This window comes from Aureispira sp. CCB-QB1, from assembly GCF_000724545.1.
In the GTDB taxonomy this organism is placed as follows: Bacteria; Bacteroidota; Bacteroidia; order Chitinophagales; family Saprospiraceae; genus Aureispira.
In genome coordinates this window covers 19,006-40,118 of the sequence record NZ_JHBV01000046.1, presented here as the reverse complement: position 1 = coordinate 40,118, position 21,113 = coordinate 19,006, and the positions used below count along the sequence as shown (strand labels likewise).

At 35.4% G+C, this 21,113-nt stretch carries 16 protein-coding genes; 14 read left to right on the top strand and 2 right to left on the bottom strand.

Features of this window, described 5'->3' with window-relative positions; genetic code table 11:
* Positions 1–88 precede the first annotated feature (88 nt).
* On the bottom strand, positions 89–1,165 hold the full coding sequence (locus CG11_RS24840; RefSeq protein WP_052599670.1) for a hypothetical protein: 1,077 nt from the start codon (positions 1,163–1,165) through the stop codon (positions 89–91).
* A gap of 430 nt (positions 1,166–1,595) precedes the next feature.
* On the opposite strand from CG11_RS24840, the gene CG11_RS24835 reads away from it, so the two are divergent.
* From CG11_RS24835 to CG11_RS24825, 3 genes are all read left to right on the top strand, one after another.
* Entirely contained in the window at positions 1,596–2,345 is a 750-nt protein-coding gene (locus CG11_RS24835; protein ID WP_052599669.1) for a DUF4476 domain-containing protein, read from the top strand.
* Between the two features lie 290 nt (positions 2,346–2,635).
* Entirely contained in the window at positions 2,636–3,271 is a 636-nt protein-coding gene (locus CG11_RS24830; protein ID WP_052599668.1) for a DUF4476 domain-containing protein, read from the top strand.
* Positions 3,272–3,802: 531 nt separating this feature from the next.
* Positions 3,803–9,463, top strand: a complete 5,661-nt coding sequence (locus CG11_RS24825) for a hypothetical protein (RefSeq protein ID WP_052599667.1) — start codon at positions 3,803–3,805, stop codon at positions 9,461–9,463.
* A gap of 99 nt (positions 9,464–9,562) precedes the next feature.
* On the opposite strand, the gene CG11_RS24820 is transcribed toward CG11_RS24825, so the two are convergent.
* Positions 9,563–11,794, bottom strand: a complete 2,232-nt coding sequence (locus tag CG11_RS24820; RefSeq protein ID WP_052599666.1) for a hypothetical protein — start codon at positions 11,792–11,794, stop codon at positions 9,563–9,565.
* A gap of 304 nt (positions 11,795–12,098) precedes the next feature.
* Here CG11_RS24820 and CG11_RS24815 point away from each other — a divergent pair, with 304 nt between their 5' ends.
* The 11 genes from CG11_RS24815 to CG11_RS24765 all read left to right on the top strand — a co-directional run bounded on the left by CG11_RS24815 (position 12,099) and on the right by CG11_RS24765 (position 21,109).
* Positions 12,099–12,638: a hypothetical protein gene (locus CG11_RS24815; protein ID WP_052599665.1), complete on the top strand. Its 540-nt coding sequence runs from the start codon at positions 12,099–12,101 to the stop codon at positions 12,636–12,638.
* A 33-nt stretch (positions 12,639–12,671) separates the two neighbouring features.
* Positions 12,672–13,235, top strand: a complete 564-nt coding sequence (locus CG11_RS24810; RefSeq protein WP_052599664.1) for a hypothetical protein — start codon at positions 12,672–12,674, stop codon at positions 13,233–13,235.
* 14 nt (positions 13,236–13,249) lie between these two features.
* Entirely contained in the window at positions 13,250–13,597 is a 348-nt protein-coding gene (locus CG11_RS24805) for a nuclear transport factor 2 family protein (protein WP_052599663.1), read from the top strand.
* 241 nt (positions 13,598–13,838) lie between these two features.
* On the top strand, positions 13,839–14,483 hold the full coding sequence (locus CG11_RS24800; protein ID WP_052599662.1) for a hypothetical protein: 645 nt from the start codon (positions 13,839–13,841) through the stop codon (positions 14,481–14,483).
* A 57-nt stretch (positions 14,484–14,540) separates the two neighbouring features.
* Positions 14,541–14,744 carry a hypothetical protein gene (locus CG11_RS24795; RefSeq protein WP_156039893.1) on the top strand — a complete coding sequence of 68 codons (204 nt, stop codon included), beginning with the start codon at positions 14,541–14,543 and terminating at the stop codon, positions 14,742–14,744.
* A 334-nt stretch (positions 14,745–15,078) separates the two neighbouring features.
* Entirely contained in the window at positions 15,079–15,879 is an 801-nt protein-coding gene (locus CG11_RS24790; RefSeq protein ID WP_052599660.1) for a hypothetical protein, read from the top strand.
* A gap of 235 nt (positions 15,880–16,114) precedes the next feature.
* Positions 16,115–17,704, top strand: coding sequence for a T9SS type A sorting domain-containing protein (locus tag CG11_RS24785; protein ID WP_052599659.1), 1,590 nt, complete (start codon positions 16,115–16,117; stop codon positions 17,702–17,704).
* A 66-nt stretch (positions 17,705–17,770) separates the two neighbouring features.
* Positions 17,771–18,367, top strand: a complete 597-nt coding sequence (locus CG11_RS24780; RefSeq protein WP_197043932.1) for a Crp/Fnr family transcriptional regulator — start codon at positions 17,771–17,773, stop codon at positions 18,365–18,367.
* A gap of 340 nt (positions 18,368–18,707) precedes the next feature.
* A complete protein-coding gene (locus CG11_RS24775; protein WP_052599657.1) occupies positions 18,708–19,334 on the top strand; it encodes an FMN-dependent NADH-azoreductase in 627 nt (208 codons plus the stop codon).
* Between the two features lie 23 nt (positions 19,335–19,357).
* Positions 19,358–20,002, top strand: a complete 645-nt coding sequence (locus CG11_RS24770; RefSeq protein ID WP_052599656.1) for a hypothetical protein — start codon at positions 19,358–19,360, stop codon at positions 20,000–20,002.
* 63 nt (positions 20,003–20,065) lie between these two features.
* Positions 20,066–21,109, top strand: coding sequence for a serine hydrolase (locus CG11_RS24765; protein WP_052599655.1), 1,044 nt, complete (start codon positions 20,066–20,068; stop codon positions 21,107–21,109).
* The last annotated feature ends 4 nt before the right edge of the window (positions 21,110–21,113 follow it).

Below are 21,113 nucleotides of genomic sequence, written 5' to 3'. Positions count from 1 at the left end.
CTACTAAAAATCAACAACTAATGTTGAAAAAAAGCACTTTCTATCTTCTTTTAGAAAGTGTTTTTTTCTTGGAATAAGAGTCAAGCCACTAAGAGTAAACCTCAAACTTTCTAATCAACTGTTGCGTACTTTGGGAATTGGATTCCATTTGTTCAAATAGAACATCAGCGACTAAATGGCTAATGGGAGATAGCACCTCGGGATTCGCCAATTTGTTTTTGACACAGCCAACAAAAGTGGGAGCATCCATTTTTAGATGTAAAAAAGCGATTAAGTTTTCTCTTATCCCTTTTTCAGAAATTCTGTAATGTGTAACTTGTTGTTGTTTTAAATAACGCATAATTCCATAAGTTAATCCTTTTAGAAGGGCATCTACGTGCGTTCCTCCCTCATGAGTTGGGTGATAATTGACATAAGATTTTAAAATAGCCTCGTCAACACCATATTCTCTAAATGCAAATGCTATTTCTAGATGCATTCCATCCAACTGTTGATCAATAGACGTTTCGAAAAGATTTTGCCCTAATCCTGTTAAAGCTTCTAAACGCAATTGGTCTTGTAGCCCATTTTTAAAATGATAGAATACATTACAAGCTCTACCATTTGTGTTATACTGGACTTCAAATTGCACTTGTTTGTTTAAATAAGCAAAATGGGCTACTTTATTAGAGATAAAGGTAGGTTGAAGGTCTATATCTTTCCAAATATTACCGTCTAATGTGCTTTCTATTTGTAATGTGGTGCCATTCCATAATTGATTGGTAGTACTTTGGCTAGCAACCCCTGCTTCAAATTTCTCTTCCAAAAGAACAGTGGATGAAGCATCCAATAGTTGAACATTAAAGATAGCACTTAAAGCATTGAGGGTTTCTAATCCGACAAAAATAGGGTTTTTACTAAAGTCTCGTTCCCAACTTGCCCAGTATTTTTGAATCGGTTGGGGAATATCTCGAATGAGAAAGCGAATGGATTGCCTTCCCATTATCTCTATGTTAATATTGGACGACTGAAAAATGGTAATACTATCATAGAGCACCCCTTTTAGTAAATGAAGGAAGCCCCTCATGTCAACACTGCCAATATACATCCCTGGTCTTAGTCGTATAGCCTCTATATAGGAGAGTGTTGGTGGAGCTTTTAGCTCTATTTTTTGCTCTTTTTTCATGCAATAAATTTTTATTATTTGAGGTTTGTATGTACTCTTTAAGATACAAAAAAAGTAGCAAATTCTATAGCTTTTGGAATGGATTAAGAGGGGGATATGGACGGTTTTTAGAGGATGAAAATTTCATTTATCTAAATAAAGTATATTGGATCAATTGCTTTAGTGAAAAAAACTAATGTTTTAGTTAAAATGTACGTTTTTAGCTGCTGCAATTGTTAAAGTTGAGGATTTATTGATGTCCTTAAAAAGTATGTAATGCCCATATTTAAAGGTGTGTAGATGTAATAGGGTGTTTTTTTTGTTAAGATGCGAAAGAAAAGTTGGCACGCTTTTTTTATTAGTATAAATAGAACAAATTAAAGATTACATAGAACCCAATACACAACATCTAATCTATGCAATAATTTTGACACCATTCAAATGAATTACTATGAAGAATTTAACATTAATCATCGCACTTATAATAGGAACATCTTTTGCACTTTCTGCTCAACGAGGAGGAGGTACTTTAAATAGCAACGGGAATACAAGTTCTAATTCTACCTTGAGAGGAAACTCAAACCTAAATAGAAACCCAAATCTTGGTACAACAAGCCGAGGCGGTTCTAACTATGGACGGGGAGGAGGACGACCAAACAGTGGTTATTCTAATAGCGGACGAGGAGGAAATCGTCCAAATGGTTATGGGCATCACAATCATGGACATCATGGTCACCATAACAACGGTCATCACGGACATCACAATAATTCGCATCATGTTTATCATAACAATGGGCATCACGGTCACCATGGTCACCACAACAATGTAAACGTGGTGGTAACTTCTCATCACCATGGGCACTATTATAATGGTTATTGCAACTATACCAATCACAACTATGGTTGGGCACCTGTTTGTGTTGCTGATTTTAATATAGGTTGTCGCTCAATTAGAGGTTGTGGTTATGACAACGATCGTTTGAGAGCAGCAAAACGTTTTGTACGTTGCAATTATGTAAGTGCGCACCAAATTGCAGATATTATGCTGATGTTCAGCTTTGAAAGTACTCGATTAGCTTTTGCAAAATATGCTTTCCACAGAACATGTGATATTCACAACTATGGAATTGTATTTGATCAATTGGCTTTTAATTCTAGTCGCCGTGAGTTGGATTGTTACATCCGTGATTACCATTGGTAGATCTTGTATAACTTGTTATGTAACGTTCAAAAAATAAAAAATACAGTCCCTGCGTAAAGCAAAGAAAACCGCCTTTGGGTGGTTTTTTTTTTGCCTAAAAATAAGGCAATAATTTTTTTATGCAAACGAGGTTTTAGTGGCAATGACTTATAATTGAGTGAATTGTGTGGGTGGGTGATTGTGGCAAAATGCGTAAAACTATTTTTTTATAGAAATAGTTCCCGATGCACGAAGTTTGGCACGCTTTTTCAATATATAATAATTATAAAACATCAAAAACACACAATAACATGGAAAAAGTTACGTTTACACTCGTTTTTATTTTATGCACGACTTTAGGGCTGTTGGCACAGCGGGGTGGAAATGCACCATATTACAACAATAATAATTACAACCACCATTCTACCAATAATCAAGCTCAGTATGGCTCAATGTTGACGTTGAATAGAGGTAACAATCCCAATGGTGGTTTGCGCCCCAATAGCAATTTGAACAATCAGCCTACTTACAATGGAGGAGGGCACCATCATAATCCCAATCATGTGCATCATGGAGGGCATCACCACGACGGGCACCAGCATACTTGTTCACATGGTCACAGTTGTACATTTGGTTGTGCTCATACGAATTACGTACACATTCCTGTTCATATAGATGCTTTTTCGGGCTGGCTGCATAGTTTAAAACACCAATGCAATTCAGCTGTTCGATTGGATATGGCATTGGATTATGTCGAACACAATTGGTTGACAACACATCAGATTTACGATATATTGGGAGCATTTAACAACGAAAGTAGTATGTTGATGATTGCCCAAAGTGCCTATCCAAATACTTGTGACCCTCAAAATTACCATTATTTATATCGTTGTTTTTCGAATAATGCTTGTGTGCTGAATCTACAGAACTTTGTACACCACCATTAGTATATAATCGGTAAACTCTAAAAAGTACTTATTTCTCCTTTAATTTTTTATTCTAAAAAGCGTCTACTAAGATACCCATTACACCTTTTGGATCAGTAGTTTGGTGTTTTATTGAAGATGATTTTGGAACCATACTCAGGAATATAGACCATCATTTTTTTGTTGGTCCTACTTTTTATTGTTTTTTTTGAAGCAACTTCTTAGTTTGATGCCACTAGACCTGAGTATTCTGCAATATTAATTTTTGTATTTTTTATGGAGCATTTTATTTGTTGTGGAGATCACTTGCAGTTTGATATTATTGTACAGAATATTAAGTAGCACTATTTAAAAATAATAGTTAGCTGCGCTGCTACTACTAACTACTATAAAAAATAACGTTAAGAAAAACTTAAAACATTTAGAATTGTATCTTGTTCTAAAAAAGAACAAATAGAACATATTTAGGCACCAAGCAGTCCAAAAATAGATATATCAACTGTTTTGATGCTTACCTCAATATCAATAAATCTATCTTACAAAACTTACATTATGAAATCATTACTTTACTTATGTCTAATATTAGGACTAAGCTTATTGGGAGCTACTCAAAGTAGTGCTCAAGGGGGTGAAGGGCGCATGGGCAATGGCAAAGGCTATTGGATTTTTGGGCTCAACGCTGGAGGAGCTTGGCAAGACAGTGATATCAAAGCCCTTGCGGGAGCGGGTTGGGGTTTTTATATTGGTCATAGCTTCTATAATCCTAAGGATGGCTTTTTTTCAGCAGATGCTCGTTTTCGATATCTCAACACCTATACATTTGGTCAAAATCACAGAGACAATTTGTTTGGAAACGCCAATCTAGCAGACAGCACTCAATTTAGTTACCGTCCCGCAGCAAAGGCTTTTGCACACAATCATCGGACAACTTTTCACGATTTGTCCTTAGAACTGCGCCTCAATTTTGAAAAATTGCGTCGAGAAACCAATATTTGGCTTTCGCTTTATGCTGGTGCAGGATTGGGTATTTATGGTACAAAATTTAATCAAAAAGATGCTTCTGGCAATGATTATGATTATGAGAGCATCGATTATACACAGTCAGAAGACGATATTTGTCGAGATATTATTGCTTTGCAAGATGATACTTACGAAACGAATGCTGCAACAGATGAATTTGGAGATAACTTATTTCGCCTGACGTTTACCCCTACAGTTGGTATTGAGTTAGGATACTGGTTTAGTCCGTATTTTGCATTGGGAATAGGACATCGAACAACCTTTACACTACAAGATAATTTCGAAGGGGTGAAGATTAATAATGGGGGAGCGATTAATAGCTCTATACATCATTATACTTCTTTGATGTTGCACTGGAGGGTTTATGGAAGTAGTGGAAGCCAACAGCCATGCCCTGATGTACAGTTTCAATTGCCCGTTAATAACGGACAGACATATACTACGAACCAATCTAGTGTTTTTATCTCTGCAATGGTTAGCAATGTCAACCGCAATCAAATTACATATACGGTCAATGGACAAGCTGTTAGCGATTATTCTTACGATTCTGGAACCAAAGAATTTAGAAACAACTTACGATTACAGAGAGGGGAAAATAGAATTGTTTTGCGAGCTAAAAACTCTTGTGGAACAAGTGGTCAAGCAATTATTGTGGTATACGAACCAAATAATAATACCAATACAGATCCCAAACAACCTCCTGTTGTAACGATTACCAATCCTTCGACTAGCCCGTCTAGTACCTTGGCTTCGACAGCAACAATTACTGCACAGATTTTGCACGTTACTAGCAAAAACAACGTCGTATTTTCTGTCAATGGAAATACAGGATACAACTTTAATTTTTCGGGAACTAGTTTCTCGGCAAGTAATGTTCCTTTGGTGCAAGGACAAAATACCATTACCGTAAAAGGACTGAATAAAGATGGTAGCGATAGTAAGACAATTATTATCAATTACCAAAAAGAAGAACCACTGCCAGTCGTAACAATTACGAACCCTAATAGAAACCCATACACGGTAGACGTTTCGCAGATCAATCTAAATGCGACGATCCTAAATGTAGGAGGAAGAAACAATGTAACTTTTACAGTGAATGGTCAAAATTCTACCAATTTCTCTTTCTCAGGAACCTCGTTTGTTGCCAATAATATTGCCCTAAATCAAGGTAGCAATACGTTGACGGTAACAGGTCGTAATGTTAAAGGGCAGGATGTGGCTTCTACTGTGGTGATTTATCGCCCTGTTGTTGTACAAAATCCACCAGTGGTAACCATTACCAATCCTAATAGAAATCCATATACTACCAATAATGCCACGGCAAGAATCAACGCTACCATCCTAAATGTAGTTGGCGCTAGCAATGTAACTTATACTGTAAACGGACGAAGAAGCAACCAATTTTCTTTTGGTGGAACTAATTTTTCTTCTACTGTTAATTTGATGGAAGGAAGCAACACAATTAGTATTACGGGACGCAACCAAGACGGTCAAGATACGAAGAGTACTGTAATTATTTATCGCCGAGTGGTAGCAGAACCTGCTCCAATCGTAACAATTACGCAACCTCGCGCCAATCCTTTTGTGACGCAACAACCTCAAGAAACAATTCGCGCTACCATTCAACATGTAGCTAGCCGCAATAATGTAACTTGTACCGTAAACGGTCGTACAAATACAAGCTTTTCTTTTTCTGGAACAAGCTTTGTTTTGAGTGGCTTGACTTTGTCGCCAGGAAATAATACCATTGTAATTACAGGGCGTAATAATGCAGGGCAAGATACCAAAAGTACGGTCGTAGTTTATGAAAAGCCTTTGCCTCGACCTCCTGTAGTAACGATTGTTGCTCCTGGGCAAAATCCTTATACTACACAAGCTTCTAAAGAAACTGTTTCAGCAACCATTGATCATGTAACAGGTCGCAATAATGTGACGTGTACAGTGAATGGTCAAGCGAATAGTAATTTTAATTTTTCAGGAACTAGTTTTACTTTAGCAAACTTAAACTTGCAGGAAGGAGCTAATACAATTGTGATCACAGGTCGCAATGCAGCAGGGCAAGATAGCAAATCAACGGTTATTATTTACGAGCCAGTTGTTCAATTGCCTCGACCTATTGTGACGATTACACAACCTAATAGAAATCCATACACTACGCAAAATAATCGAATTAATATTAATGCAACTATTCAACATGTTGCTAATAGAAATAATGTAACATTTACCTTTAATGGACGTCCTTCGGCAGACTTTACCTTCTCAGGAACGAGTTTTGTTATGAATAATGTAGTCCTTCAAAATGGTAACAATACTGTATCGATAACTGGTCGCAATAGCGCAGGGCAAGATACAAAGACAACTGTAATTATTTATCAAGCTCCTGTTCAAGAGCCATCGGTTGTGATTACTTCACCGAATCAAAACCCATTTACAACACAAAATAGCCCTATTAACATCAATGCAACGATTCTAAATGTGGCGAGCAAAAACGATGTGACATTTACGATCAATGGTCGTTCTAATTCAAACTTTACGTTTTCAGGAACCAGCTTTGTAGCCAGCAATGTTTCGCTTACTCCAGGAAACAATACATTTGTAATCACAGGTCGTAATGCTTCAGGGCAATCAAATGCTTCTACCGTTGTCGTTTATCGACCAATAGAACCACCCGTAGTCACATTTACAGTACCGAATCAAAACCCATTGACAACGCCAAATTCGACGACGAATATTTCGGCTACAGTAAGCAATGTTAGTTCTAAAAGTGATGTAACGTTTACGATCAATGGTCAAGCAACAACGAACTTTTCATTTAGTAATAATGTATTGACAGCAAACAACATTAACTTGAGTGCAGGAAATAATACCTTTACAGTAACGGGACGCAATGCGGCAGGGCAGGATAGTAAATCTACTGTTGTCGTAATGAGAGCCCCAAAACCAGCACCCATTGTAACGATTACAGCACCAAATCAAAATCCATTTACTACGGCTACAAATAGAGTGACGATTACAGCTACGATTTTGAACGTAAGTGAGAGAAATAATATTAATTTTACCATAAACGGTCGTCCCAATACGAACTTTAGCTTTTCGGGGAACACCTTCACAGCTACCAACATCCCGTTGAGCAATGGCAATAATGGTTTTGTGATAACAGGTAGAAATGGAGTTGGGCAGGATAGCAAATCAGCGATTGTAATTTATGCTCCGCCAGTACCCAAGCCAGTAGTGACCATTACAACTCCTGGTAGAAATCCTTATACTGTTCTAACCAATACAACAAGCATCCAAGCAACGGTTTTGAACGTAGCTAGCAAGAATGATGTAACGTTTACCGTCAATGGTCAGAACAATACAAACTTTAGCTTTTCGGGGACTGCTTTTGCCGCGAACAATGTTGCTTTGAATGTAGGGAATAACACGTTTACTATTACAGGGCGAAATAGTTCTGGACAGGACACCAAATCAACGTTGGTAATTTATAAATTGCCAGAGAAGAAGCCGACAGTTGTGATTACAACACCGAACCAAAATCCGTTTAATACACAAACGAATAAGGTTAATATTACAGCAACGATTTTGAATGTTGCGAGCAAAAACAATGTTACATTTACGGTCAATGGGCAAGCTAATACGAACTTTAGCTTTTCAGGAACTGCTTTTGTCGCCAACAATGTAACCTTGAATCAGGGTAATAATACTTTTGTGATTACAGGAACAAATGGAGCAGGGCAAGACAGCAAATCGACAGTAGTTGTCTACTCTTTACCAATACCTAAGCCTGTTGTAACAATTACCAATCCTGCACAAAGTCCATACACTGTTTTAACTAGCGCAACAAGCATCAAAGCAACGATTTTGAATGTAGCGAGTAAGAATGATGTAACTTTCTCAGTCAATGGACAAGCAAATACCAATTTCAGTTTCTCTGGAACTGCTTTTACGGCTAATAATATTCCTTTAAATGTAGGTAATAATACCTTTGTAATTACAGGGAAAAATAGTGCTGGACGTGATTCTAAAACGACTGTAGTGGTGTATCAATTGCCACAGAAAAAACCGACAGTTGTGATCACATCGCCCAACCAAAATCCGTTTAATACGCAAACGAATAAGGTTAATATTAAGGCTACGATTTTAAATGTGCCTACTAAAAACGATGTGACCTTTACGGTTAATGGACAGGCAAATACCAATTTCAGTTTCTCTGGAACTGCTTTTGTTGCAACAAATGTGTCTTTAAATCAAGGAAACAATACGTTTGTAATCACGGGACGAAATGGAGCAGGACAAGATAGTAAGTCTACAGTTGTAGTTTATTCTCAGCCCGTTCCAAAACCAGTTGTGACCATTACGACACCAGCCCAAAGTCCGTTTACAACCTTGCAAAATAGAGTAACGGTTAAAGCAACGATTTTAAATGTAGCGAGTAAGAATGATGTAACATTTACAGTTAATGGTCAGTCTAATACATCGTTTATATTTAATGGCAACAATTTTATGGCGATGAATTTGCCACTAAATGTAGGCAACAATACCTTTGTAATTACAGGAAGAAATAGTGCAGGGCAAGATAGCAAGTCTACCATCGTCATTTATCAATTGCCACAAAAAAAGCCAACGGTGGTTATCACATCACCTAATAAAAATCCTTTTAGTACGGTAACGAATAAGGTAAATATTACGGCTACAATATTAGATGTAGCCAGCAGAAATAACGTAACATTTATTGTTAACGGTCAGGCTAATACGAATTTTAGCTTTGCAGGAACAACATTTACAGCCAGCAATGTACCATTGAATCAAGGGAACAATACCTTTGTGATCACTGGAACAAATGGAGCAGGACAAGATAGTAAATCTACGGTTGTTGTGTATACCACAGGGAATCCGAATGGAAATGGAACTGGGAATACAAATCAACAAGGAGGAGGAGCGAATAATACAGGATCTGGTACAGAAAATGACAATAGCAATAGCAACAATAAAGGTGGAACGGGTAAAACCAAGAAATTGGACAAGAATACTTCATCCGTTAATAAAAATGCAGATGGGGAGATTGGTAAAACCAAGAAACTGGACAAGAACACCTCAACCGTTAACAAAAATGCAGAGGGCGCTACTAGCACAAAGAAAAGTAAATCTAATAAAGTAAACAAGGTATCTCCTGATCTTAAAAAAGGTGGATAAAGCATTAATGTTACTTGAAATTGGTTTTAAGTAACGTATCAATAAACAGTGGACCATTCTCAATATTTTTGGGAATGGTCTTTTTATTGGGCGGATGTGTTATAGTTTGAAATTTCGAATTTGCTCTAAATCTTTCCAAACACAATCGTTTTGGATGCAGTTGATAATTGTGCTAGGTTGCAATGTTGCGGCTCGGTTCCAAAGGTCAAAATTGCGATTAAGAAGTGTGCGGATGCTTTCTTGTTTAAAACTAGCGTTGTTTCGATCACTGTTGAGGAGTAACGAGAGCGCATGATACAGCCCTTTTTTAGCATTATTCATAATAATATAAAGCTCAAACAAAGAAATTTTATCATAAGATTTGAAGGTTTTATAGTCTCCATTATAGACATTGGTTACAATTAAAGGAAAAATAGTGACTTCTGATGGAGCGTGGGAGAAATTAAATTTTTCTTGAATGGCAGACCAATTGTTGTTAATAAAATACAAGGAACTATCCAATTGTCTGGTTGCTTCGTTCATTAGTTGTTTGTCTTCAATATAGCTCGCTTGACGAATGGCATTAGAGTGACTACTATTTTTGATTTGTATAACAAAAAGAAATTGATCTTTATAAGCTACAACGTCAATATCACCTCCTTCTTTTTTGGGGGAAGAAGGGTGAGGGAATTTCCAGCCAACAGCAACAGAAAATTGTTTGTCTAAAAATACCTTGCTCGTTGCTGTTTCTAAGCTTCTATCAATTTTTTGAACCAATGCATCGTACACGGATTTCTCTGTATAGGTTTTGTCTTCTTTGAGTTTGTTGCGTAGAATAATGTCCCAACGACGATCTTTTAACAAACGTCCCAACCAAAAAAGCTTGTTGTTTATCTTGATAAAGGGGCGTTGTAACCATGCACTTAAATCATCAGAATGACTCAAATCACAAATCAAAAAATCTAAATTCTCCTTAATCGTAGCCATTGGTTTTTTATAATAAAGATGTAGTGCTTCTAATAAGTCGTGGTAATCATACATAGAAATAGCTTCATTGCTCCCTAGTTGTTGCGAAAAACTTAGAGGAGGTTTGTTGAGGATGGTAATGGGCACGTGTTCACCTGGTTTAATTGCCCAATTCTCTTTTTTGGAAGTATCTATTGATCGATGAAAAATTCGGCTCATAGGAGATTTGTATCGGCTAAACTCGGTAAGAAGCAGCAACACTAGTTTCAGATCTATGTTGGTCGTAGGAATTTCTAAAGGAACGTGATAAAATTCTAAATTGGAAACCTGTGTTAGAACCGATTGCTCAATAAAGGAAAGTTTGGGAAAATTCTTGATGCTAAGCAAATCGAATTGTCCTTCTTTTATGCCTACTGCTTTGGCTTGAGCGTTCATAAAAAAATAGGATTCTTCGTAACCACTCTTAGAGTCATCTTTTTTGAAAGAACTGTGCTTGTTGTTGTAGGCGGCAAAAGCATAATTAGAGCCGTTGAGAGTACACATTTCAGCAGCATAGGCACTAAGAAAATAGCGTTTGGATTGGCGGCGAATATCTTTATCAATAATTGTCTGGATTTTTGTATACGTAGGGTCGTTCTTGTAAGTAATCGTTTTTTTATATTCTGATTTGTGTTTAGGACGAAAATACGCCCATTCTTTTTGCAACATAGTATTGTCACTAAGAACTATCTTGTGTGTGTGTGCGTGTCGCTTTGCGTATTTGAGGAATAGGTCTAGTGTGGTAACAATAGCCATATCAAGCTCTTTTTTTCGGGTGTTGTTGCCATTGATTTCTTGGGATTCCATCATAGCACTGTGCGCAAAACAAAACCCCATTAAAACTTTATCTATGGGGATTTTTAGCAAAGACACAAAGTCTGCTTCTCGTTCTATGGCAATACTATTTTCAAGTGTTTGGACTTGTTTGAATTCTTGTATCAAATTCTCCACAGCAAGCTGTTTGGACGGAATAATATTGGTAGACATATTTTCTAAGGCTTCAATCCAAGTATCATGGCGAAAACGCTGAAAACGTTTGAATAAAGAGAGGAGCAAGGCAGCATCTTGTTTCCAAATCTGTAACAATAATTTGGTGTTTGGAGGGGTTTTAAAACTAAAATAAGGGTGCAAAATATCTATGCGATCATCCGATTTTAAGAATAGTGGAAGAGCATAATTAACTAATTCAGAAGCCCAAAAAGCTTTCTTTAACTTTCCTTTTTTATACACTTTAGATTCGATTACTAAGGTGGCAAAATTCTCATGAGGTTCCTTTTTTAGTAATTGTAAACACTCTTGATAGGCTTGCTTTTTTAAGAGTTCTAGTAGTAGGTGGTTACGGGGCATGATAATAAATATTTTTTATTGTTTTATGTGTATAATGCCTCCTTAACAATTTGATAGTTGATATAATTCCATAGAATGGCAATAATTGAAGGAGGGTGTGCATATCCAAAGTCATAGATAAATGACAAGCAAGGATATTGGGAAGCAGCAGGTTGATGTGAAAAAGTAGAACTTTAGGAAAAGATATAGTATTTCAGTACTATTTTGGTATCTTTCTAGGGCAGTTTGTTGGTATTGAAGGAATCGGTTGAATGGCAAAATTTTAAACAACTTCAATATATTTTTTTATAGAAAATACGTAAGCATGTCTAGTTTAAGTAAAATCACTTTTTCAGTACGAAATGAAGGAACTTATCAGCTAAAAATTGAATGCATTCATCCTGATGCACCCTCTTTAGATTGGATAAATCAGCAAGAAGAAAAGACGGTTAAAGTAGTGCTATTATTTAGGACATTGATTTTTTTGGAATCGAACCATAGCGAAACGGGAAAAATTTCTAAATTGTATCAGTATGTTTTTTCCTTGTTATCTCCTTTTATAGAAGAAGAGTATGGAGAAATTCCCGAGTTGAATAAGTACACAGAAATAACAGAATATGGTAGCGATATACTAGAGGATATTGTGGATCAAGTTATTGTTTCTGTCAAGCAAATAGAAGCAGATATAAATGATAATTGGGAAAAAGGACAAATCAAAAATTTTAATCCTTATAAAGAAAACGAAGGAGTTCCATTTGTAAGCTATGAAATAGTGTTATCTGAACCACTTCTTGAAAATATGGAAGAGTCATTGGTTTCAAAAAATGATTTTTCTCCATTGAGCATTTCTTGTAAATTCAAATAAAATAATTCTAAGAATCATTAATAGATTGACTATATGGGTGTTTTTATTTCTATGACTTGTGCTTTTGGAAAAAGTGAAGATGAGGTAACAAAATGTTTGAACGAATTTTTTCAATTAGAAAACGAGAATATTGGATTAACTGATATAGAGGTTTGCACTCGAAATACATCAGAGGAAAATTACAAAGTCACTATCTTGTATCCTTCGGGGTTCTATAAGTGGGATAATGCTTCTAAATATATTTCTGAAAAACTGAAAATTCCTGTTTTTTCGTTTCATATTCATGATGGTGATTTATGGATGTATCTCTTTTTTGAGAAAGGACAGCTTATCGATAAATTTAACCCTCTTCCAGATTATTGGGATAAAATAAGTAGTGAAGAAAGAAAAACATGGGAAGGGAAACCACAGATTATAGCGGATAAAATAACAGGAGTTGAGGCATTTCAGATTAAGAAATACCTGACAAATTGGGACTATGACTCTGCTCTTAGGAAAGCTTATCCACAAGATGAATTTGAAAACGAAGCGTGGCAAGTAATAGATTTTATGGATAAATTGGGATTTGTATATCCATCTAATGATGGTATATTATAAAATAAAACAAAAATATGAACACAAAAGAATTTGCCTTAAAATGGATAAAATCATGGAACTCTCATGATTTAGAAGATATTCTTAATCATTATTCTGAGGATATTGAAATTACAACCCCAATGATAAAACTAGCAGGGGGGATAAATACGGGAACTCTTAAAGGTAAAACGGCTGTGGCTGCATACTGGAAAAAAGCATTGGAAAAAATTCCTGATTTGCATTTTGAGCTGTTGGAAATAACAGAAAGTGTGCATTCAATTGCACTTTACTATAAGTCTGTGATGAACAAAAAATCAATTGAAGTAATGTTTTTTAATGAAGAAGGAAAAGTCAATAAAGTGATTGCGCATTATACATCATAATTGAAAACAGCGAAGAACAAAGAGGCTGTATGGAATGGCACATTAGTATCGTTTTTGCCAATTTAAAATTTTGCAGGGCGTGTAAGTGGTTGTTTTATAGTTTGTTTTGGGAAAGGAGCTTTTTGGCAAGAAAACGCTATGTATAGAATTAATATTTTTCGAAATTTGTAGTAGTAATATATTAAGCACTAACTTTATACGTGAAGTTGTAGAGTTAGAGAAACACTAAAAACGAAGAAAAATGAAATATGTACTATTACTTGTAACTCTATTGTTGTGTACAGTAGGGACAACCAATGCTCAAAATGGAAAGGGAAAAGGTGGAATGAAAGATATGGCAAACGAAGCTCAAGCAAAAGGAAAAGACAAAGCGTCTGAAATGAAAGCCAAAGGCAAAAATAAGGCTAAAAAAGAAGGGGCTAAGGTCGTTGGTGCCGATGTTGCTGATAAAGCTGTGGAAAAAGGAGATGACTTGGTTCAAAAGGGAAAGGATGTTGTTGTTGATAAAGTGAATAAGGATAAGGGGGATAAAGGGAACGGTAAAGTTAAGGCGAAAGAAGACAAAGGAAATGCTTATGGCAAGAATAAGGGAAACCTTTCAGGCAAAGAGTTTGGGCAAGCTAGAGCGACCGAAGCCAAAGCAACCAACCAAGCAAAAAAGAAAGAAGTTAAAACTTCGATTGAAAAGGGGCAAGAATCTGTAACCAAAGCAAAAGATAAAATTGCAGCTGCCAAAGATCAGTTAGAAAAAGATTTTGCTGCTAAAAAATTGACGAAGGATGAGTATGCTGCTAAAAAAAATAAGATTATCTTGATAGAAGAAAAAGCCGAAAAGCTTCAAAAAGAATTAAAAAAAGGCAAAGAAATTTCTCATAAATCAGAATAGTAGTTGGCAGATAATAGCATTTATATTAATGCCAATACGATTGAAAAAAAATACATTATGAAACACCTGATAACATTAACTTTAGTTGCCGTTGTTTTTTTTAGTTGCGGGAGTGAAAGTGTCGAAACAACTTCTGAAGTTTCTCCAGAACTAATCGAGGAAACAAAAACATTAGAATCTGAAAATGAAGAACTGGAGGAAACCATTCAAAATATAGAGACTACTAGAAAAGAATTGGATGAGATGTTAGAAGATCTATAAGTTTTGTTCAAGATGAGTTGAGAGAGGCTGTTCAAAAAGGACAGTCTCTCTATTTACTAGAGGTTAGTGTTTCGCATTATTCTTGCAGTAATCTTGATGTTTTAGAAGAATTGATATACAACAATAGTTCGTTGAAACCACACAGTAGCAGCGAAGCTAAACTTTATTAGTTTGATAATTAGCAAGTTGTGTCTTTGTTGCGTTTTGTGTTAAAATTCTGATTATCAAACTAATATAAATGTGCTTTTTTGTCTTTTTGGTAAAAAAGTAAACAACTAAGCGATAGCGATCTCACGACCGCAGGGAGCTAATCAACGAACTACTAATACAAAATATGAATAAAAATACCTTAAATGACTTTTTTCTTTTTGCGATTGGTCAACTTAATGTGCAAGAAATAGAACAAATTATCTATCAACACAACGATTTGGAGAATATACTAGAAGAAGAACTCTACATCGAGCTAATTTCATTTGACTTTAATCAAGCAGAAGCAAGAAAAACATTACTTGATTTTTTCCTAACATACCTTTTCTCTCAAGAGGATTTATTTTTATGGTCAAAAGAGTATTATGCGCCAATCATTGAGGAAATTAGTGCGTTTATTATCAATACCTACAAAAAATTACCGCTCGGTTTGTCAATTGATAAGCTAATCGACCAAAAGGAAAACTATTCTAAAAAAGAAGGACATGATCCTCATTACAAGCTCACCAAAGAATTTGGAGAAGTGGAAGAAATGGGAGTGTATTATAAGCATAATAAAAATATACTAACCCGCCTTGTGTTAATATTTGAATCGCCACTTACTTTCTATTATAAAGAAATGCATGGGAACGATGGTTTGTTAGAGCATGCGATACAAAATGGCAAGGCTCAATTATACGCTGTAATACATAATTTAGTTTGCTCTAAAGTGATTGATTATTTTAATTCAATTTTAGGAAAACCTTCTGTAGAACAAAATAATGATAGTGGTTTGTTTAACCAGCCTCATCATCAATATCACCTTTATAAATGGACATTGCCAAATGCAGAAACAAATAATGACAGATTTCTATATTTGATGAAATATATAGACGATAGTACTTGGCATCAGATAAATGCGTTTATGAAAATAAGTTTGGTTGATTAAAGTCTACTGTTGTAGTGTTTTGGATTAGCTACTTCTCAAAATTAGTAAGTTGTTATGTGATATTACTCCGTTGATATTGAAAAAGACTATATTTGCTGATCTTTGAACTTTACAACAACTTATTAACAATCGTTTATTACAACAATATAGTAACGGTAAGATCGGTTTGCCAGCTCACGAACGCAGGGAGTGACAACGCTAAGGAATCAACGAATTGTTTTATTAAAATATGTCTATGAAAAAGTTATTCTTTTGCCTATTTGTTTTGGTACATTATACTTTAAGTGCACAAATAAATCTTGAAAATGCTTATACCGATGGTTATGTACTTCGAGTTGATTTGGCAAATTCAGGTGAAAAATATTACCTTTTGGATGCACAAAATGCAGTGGCTAAATTTTACAATGCCAATCATACGCTTTGGAAAACGATCAATCTTCCTATTCCTACAGGAGCAACAATTAATGCAATTAATCATGTTTCAGAAAATGTAATTAATTCCGATAATTTGTTAGAGGTTGGCTATACTTTTTTTACTAATAGTGGGGGATTGATTTATGAAAGTCGCATTATTAACGAGGCAGGAACAACACTTTTATCAATACCAAATGCTTCTTCCATTTTTGTGAGCCAAATGGGAGGCTTACAAGATAAAATCATTGCTACAATTCAAGGAGCTACTATCTCAAGTGAAGTTTATGGAATTCCTTCTTTAGCATTAGAACATACTTATACGGACGGCTATGTATCTCGCATTGACTTGGCAAATTCAGGTGAAAAATATTATCTTTTAGACGCGCAAAATGCTGCAACTAAACTTTACAATGCAGATTATACCTTTTGGAAAAGCATCAACCTTCCAATTCCTGTTGGAGCAATAATCAATGGAATTAACCATGTTTCGGAAAATGTGATTAATTCCGATAATTTGCTAGAGGTTGGCTATACTTTTTTTACAAATGGAACAGGATTAGTGTATGAGAGTCGTATAATTAATGAGGCAGGAACAACACTTTTATCAATACCAAATGCTTCTTCCATTTTTGTGAGCCAAATGGGAGGCTTACAAGATAAAATCATTGCTGCAATTCATGGAGCAACGACCTCAAGTAAAGTCTATGGCATCCCTTCTTTAGCATTGGAACATACCTATACCGATGGTTATGTACTTCGAGTTGATTTGGCAAATTTAGGTGAAAAATATTACTTTTTGGATGCTCCGAATGCAACTGCTAAATTTTACAACGCTAATCATACACTTTGGAAAACAATAACGCTTCCTACTACTACTGGAGCAACGATTAGTGGAATTAACCATGTTTCAAACAATGTGATTAATTCGGATAATTTGGTGGAGATTGGCTATACTTTTTTTACCAATAATGGAGGATTAGTTTATGAAAGTCGCATTATCAATGAGACAGGAACAACACTCTTATCAATCCCCAATGCATCATCGGCTTTTGTGAGTGAGATAGGAGGCTTACAAAACAAAATTATAGCTGCAATACAAGGCACTACTTTATCAAGTGAAGTGTATGGAATCCCTTCTTTTGCTACATCTGTGTTAGGTATCGATTCAGATGTTTCTCTTTCAATTTATCCCAATCCAACCATTCATTTTTTGACAATAGACAATCGTGGGATAGGGATTAAAGACATGAATTTAGTCTCAAGAAATGGGGAGATCGTAAAAAGTATTCAATCTCCAAGGCAAAAGACAGTTGTTGACCTTAATGACCTTCCTATTGGTGTTTATTTCCTCATTGGAAAGGATCAGAAAGGAAATGTTTTTTCTAAAAAGTTAGTAAAGCAATCTTTTTAGAGAAGTAGGTATAATGTTCTTCATTAGAAGAACAGCCTAAAAAATGCGATACTTTAAAAAGTGTTCATGAACATACAGACAATGAAGGAACAATTGATTAAAAATATCTCCAAACACATTAGGCTCTCTGTTCAAGAAATAGACTTATTCAAAACCTTTTGGACAGAGAAGAAGCTGGATAAAGGGGATTATTTATTGAGAAATGGGGCAACTTGTCGGACGGATAATTATATCGTTTCTGGATGTTTAAAAGCATTTTACATCAACTCAAATACAGGTCGAGAAGAGGTACTGTATTTTGCAATAGAAGATTGGTGGGCAACAGATATTGATAGTTTTCAAAAGCAAACACCTTCTATTTATAATATTCAAGCATTAGAGGAAACTCAATTGCTTCAGATTAGCCATTATTCTTTTAATAGAATGTTGGAGCAAATGCCAAAGCTTGAAAAATATTTTCGAATTATCTTGGAAAGTTACCTAGGAAGTTTGCAAAGAAGAATTATCGAAAATAATCTCCTTGGTGCAGAACAACGATACATAGAATTTATAGAAAGATACCCTCAAATTGCAAACAGAGTGCCTCAATATTTAATAGCTTCTTATTTAGGTATTTCTGCGGAATTTTTGAGTAGAATTCGACGCAAACAAAAAATTGATTGAACTAGGTCAATTTTTTTTACATTTTAATTGGTGAATTTTGTTTTTTCTTAATTTATTAACTTTCTAACAATAGTTCGTTGAAACCACGCAGTAGCAGCGCAGTTGATAATCAACAAGTTGTAAATTTATTGCATTTTGTGTTAAAATTTTGATTATCAATCTGATATAAATGTGCTTTTTTGTCTTTTGGGCAACTAAGCTTGCCGAGTAGGCTTGTGCTAGTAGCACAAAAGCCCAAGGTCATGACCGCAGGGAACTAGCCTTGCGCTCTCATGAGCGTAGCGAATAATAATCAACGACCACGAAGTAGCAGCGTAGCTAACTACTAAACAATAAAAGAATGAACAAGGTATTAATCATTAACGCAAGTGTAAGAGATGAGAGATCGCATAGTAGAAAATTAACACAAGTATTTATTCAGAATTGGCAAAAAAAGTACCCCAAGGATTTATTCACTTATAGAGAGGTTGGACTAAGCAATGTGCCGCCAATTGACGAAAAATGGATTGCGGGCGCATTTGTACCATTAGGGGATAGAACAGCGGAAAATCAAAAAGCGTTAAAATTTAGCAATGAATTGGTAAAGGAACTGAAAGAGAATGATGTTTATGTTCTTGGAACTCCAATGTATAATTGGTCAATTCCAAGTGGTTTAAAGGCGTATATTGATCAAATTATGCGCATTAACGAAACTTGGAAATTTCGTTCAGGAAAACCAGATGGAGATTATATGGGCTTGCTTAAAAATAAAAAAATGTTCATTTTATCGAGTAGAGGAGATACAGGATATGGGGAGAACGAAAAAAATGCCAACATGAATTTTCAAACAACCTATTTAAAATTTGTATTTGGAATGATGGGCGTTCAGAACGTGACTATTATTTCTTTAGACAATGAGGAGTTTGGAGGTGAAATATTTGAGGAATCAAAAGCAGCTGTTTATCAAAAAATCAATTCCATTGAGTAAATGGGGTGAAAAAATATATGAGGATGTTTCAACGAATCAAGCAGTTTTTTGCGAAGCAGAATAAGGAGGTCATGACTGAATCTACCACTGCATTTAATGGTGTTAATTGTGAGTGGTTGGTATTAAAATCAAAAAATACAGAAGAAGTTGCCCATTTTTTAGAGTTGGATAATATCAAGCCAATGCATGGAACGATTGGGATTCAGCAATTATACTCCAAACGAAATTGTATTTATATTACACCTCCAATTGAAGGTTGGGTAGTTATTATGGGCGCTGGATTATTGGCAACAGGAGAAGGCATTCAAGTGTTGTTGCCAAAACTTAGTGTGCGATTTCAAGAAGCCTACTTCTTTAAAAACTACGATACTGGAGATACCTATTGCTGGATGAAAGCTATTAAAGGAACAATAGAAAGAAGTTTTACTTATTGTCTGGAACTAGGGGAGTGGTCTAGCATCGGAAGGCTTACGGCAATTGAGCAAACTCTGAATATAAATGCTTTTATTGATTCGTTAAATTCCAACGAAGAAGTCGACGATATTTATATTGATATTAATACTGTAATTGCAATTGCTGATAATTGGTCAATTTCTACTACGAAAATAGATGCTATTAGGTATTTAAAAGAATTGGGGTGCTCTGGTGAACTTCTTAAAAGGCGTTGAAACAAAGGGATTAGATATGTTATTATTTCGTAGCTAACTGTTGAATGATAAAACGAATATTTTATGAAATTTAGTGTTTGGATTTTAATTTTTCATCTTCTCATTTCTTGTGATATAGACAAACCGAAAAAACAAGATGTCCACGCTGCTTTGTTGTCAAAAATTGACTCAGTTATCAGTCAGCAAAAATTTAATGGCGTAATTTTGGCTGCTGTTGATACAACCGTCCTATATTCTAAAGCCATTGGATTTTCAGATTTAGAAAATAAGGTTAAAATGGATTTGGATGACCAGTTTATTATTGGCTCCATAAGCAAGCAAATAACGGCTGTACTGATTTTAAGAGAATATGAGAATGGTAACATTGGGCTTGATGATACAATCAGTCAATATTTGACAGCCATCAACCAAGCTTGGATAAAGGAGGTGACCATCCATCAACTCTTGACGCATACTCATGGAATTGTTGCTTTAGATCAGCCTTTAGAATTCAAACAAGGTTCTCAATTTCGTTATTCGCAAATCGGTTACGAACTATTAGCGCAAGTACTTGAAAATGTTACGGGCAAAAGTTTTGAGAAGTTATTAACTGAATTTTTTGAGGCGTGTGGCTTGAAAAATACATTTCATCCAAACAATACCAAATATAAACATCTTGTAAAGGGGTATGAAGCAAACGAAAAAGGTGATTTAGTTTATAGTACGACTAGTTTAAACAATTATGTTCCTGCTGGTAGTATGATTTCCAATGCAATGGATCTAAAAAAATGGAATGAAATGTTATATTCAGGGCAATTGGTTACCAAAGAAACCCTAAAACTCATGACTACAAAGTACGCTACTAGGATACATCCAATTTTTGAAACAGTAGCTTATGGTTATGGTTTGCTTTTTAAAGATGGTGAACAGAGTGTCCAAGTTGGAGCCTTAGGTTATGCGCCAGGATTTGTTTCGGCTTGTTATCATTATCCACAAACTAACATGAATCTCGTTGTTTTAGAAAATACAGCAAATAATTTGAACGACTTTAAGCAAACGTTTGTCGTACATACAGAGATTATGAAATTAATGAAAAAAGAATGTCTGGTAATTGGAGATAGGATGTAGTGGT

Coding starts and splice junctions, on each gene's coding strand:
- CG11_RS24840 (WP_052599670.1), bottom strand. CDS start 1,165: ATGAAAAAAGAGCAAAAAATAGAGCTAAAAGCTCCACCAACACTCTCC.
- CG11_RS24835 (WP_052599669.1), top strand. CDS start 1,596: ATGAAGAATTTAACATTAATCATCGCACTTATAATAGGAACATCTTTT.
- CG11_RS24830 (WP_052599668.1), top strand. CDS start 2,636: ATGGAAAAAGTTACGTTTACACTCGTTTTTATTTTATGCACGACTTTA.
- CG11_RS24825 (WP_052599667.1), top strand. CDS start 3,803: ATGAAATCATTACTTTACTTATGTCTAATATTAGGACTAAGCTTATTG.
- CG11_RS24820 (WP_052599666.1), bottom strand. CDS start 11,794: ATGCCCCGTAACCACCTACTACTAGAACTCTTAAAAAAGCAAGCCTAT.
- CG11_RS24815 (WP_052599665.1), top strand. CDS start 12,099: ATGTCTAGTTTAAGTAAAATCACTTTTTCAGTACGAAATGAAGGAACT.
- CG11_RS24810 (WP_052599664.1), top strand. CDS start 12,672: ATGGGTGTTTTTATTTCTATGACTTGTGCTTTTGGAAAAAGTGAAGAT.
- CG11_RS24805 (WP_052599663.1), top strand. CDS start 13,250: ATGAACACAAAAGAATTTGCCTTAAAATGGATAAAATCATGGAACTCT.
- CG11_RS24800 (WP_052599662.1), top strand. CDS start 13,839: ATGAAATATGTACTATTACTTGTAACTCTATTGTTGTGTACAGTAGGG.
- CG11_RS24795 (WP_156039893.1), top strand. CDS start 14,541: ATGAAACACCTGATAACATTAACTTTAGTTGCCGTTGTTTTTTTTAGT.
- CG11_RS24790 (WP_052599660.1), top strand. CDS start 15,079: ATGAATAAAAATACCTTAAATGACTTTTTTCTTTTTGCGATTGGTCAA.
- CG11_RS24785 (WP_052599659.1), top strand. CDS start 16,115: ATGAAAAAGTTATTCTTTTGCCTATTTGTTTTGGTACATTATACTTTA.
- CG11_RS24780 (WP_197043932.1), top strand. CDS start 17,771: ATGAACATACAGACAATGAAGGAACAATTGATTAAAAATATCTCCAAA.
- CG11_RS24775 (WP_052599657.1), top strand. CDS start 18,708: ATGAACAAGGTATTAATCATTAACGCAAGTGTAAGAGATGAGAGATCG.
- CG11_RS24770 (WP_052599656.1), top strand. CDS start 19,358: ATGTTTCAACGAATCAAGCAGTTTTTTGCGAAGCAGAATAAGGAGGTC.
- CG11_RS24765 (WP_052599655.1), top strand. CDS start 20,066: ATGAAATTTAGTGTTTGGATTTTAATTTTTCATCTTCTCATTTCTTGT.